Source organism: Herbaspirillum sp. NPDC087042, assembly GCF_044745245.1.
GTDB lineage: Bacteria > Pseudomonadota > Gammaproteobacteria > Burkholderiales > Burkholderiaceae_D > Herbaspirillum.
Window position 1 is genome coordinate 1 of sequence record NZ_JBIUZW010000044.1, and the last position, 1050, is coordinate 1050.

Annotated in this window: 2 tRNA genes and 1 rRNA gene; all 3 read left to right on the forward strand. The window is 47.8% G+C overall.

From position 1 onward, the window contains the following. Positions 1–156: 156 nt before the first annotated feature. Positions 157–233: transfer RNA gene (locus ACIPHN_RS25720), tRNA-Ile, on the forward strand. Between the two features lie 7 nt (positions 234–240). After that, a tRNA-Ala gene (locus ACIPHN_RS25725) sits at positions 241–316 on the forward strand. A 283-nt stretch (positions 317–599) separates the two neighbouring features. After that, positions 600–1050 (forward strand): 23S ribosomal RNA (locus tag ACIPHN_RS25730); the annotation flags it as partial.

The following is a 1050-nucleotide window of genomic DNA, read 5'->3' on the forward strand; positions in this document are numbered from 1 at the left end:
GTCGTAACAAGGTAGCCGTATCGGAAGGTGCGGCTGGATCACCTCCTTTCTAGAGTGCGCACGAAGTTAAGCGTCCACACTTATCGGCTGTAAATCAAGAACAGTTATTTGGTGAAGCACGATCAGCGATGATCGGCTACTGATACTGATCCAAGCGGGTCTGTAGCTCAGCTGGTTAGAGCACCGTGTTGATAACGCGGGGGTCGTTGGTTCGAGCCCAACCAGACCCACCAAGGTTTCGGGGGTTTAGCTCAGCTGGGAGAGCACCTGCTTTGCAAGCAGGGGGTCGTCGGTTCGATCCCGTCAACCTCCACCAGAAATATCAAACCTAAGTCAGCGTCCAAAGCGAGACGTAGTGATTTAGGTTTGATCTTTTACGATCAATGGCTGTTTTTGTTCTTTAACAATCTGGAAGAAGTAAAGATTCATTTAAACGATCGCCAGGACTTCGGTTCTTGCGAAAGTAAAAATGGGTGTGATTGTATCAATCAAAGTATTACGAAGTGATCTTAGCAATTAGAAGACTTACTTTGGAATACGGCAAACGCTAAAACTCAACGCTTTTTATAACGCTCTTGCAAAAGAGGCTAACGTTATAGGAACAAGCGAATAAGTGCACATGGTGGATGCCTTGGCGATTACAGGCGATGAAGGACGTAGTAGCTTGCGATAAGCTGCGGGGAGCTGGCAAACGAGCTTTGATCCGCAGATTTCCGAATGGGGAAACCCGGCCGTAAGGTCATCGTTATCTGAATACATAGGGTAACGAAGCGAACGTGGCGAACTGAAACATCTAAGTAGCTACAGGAAAAGAAATCAACCGAGATTCCCAGAGTAGTGGCGAGCGAAATGGGATCAGCCTGCAAGATTTAGCATCAACGATAGTAGAACGGAATGGAAAGTCCGGCCATAGTGGGTGATAGCCCCGTATGCGAAATCGATGGTGTGGAACTAAGCTTGCGACAAGTAGGGCGGGACACGTGAAATCCTGTCTGAATATGGGGGGACCATCCTCCAAGGCTAAATACTCGTAATCGACCGATAGTGAAC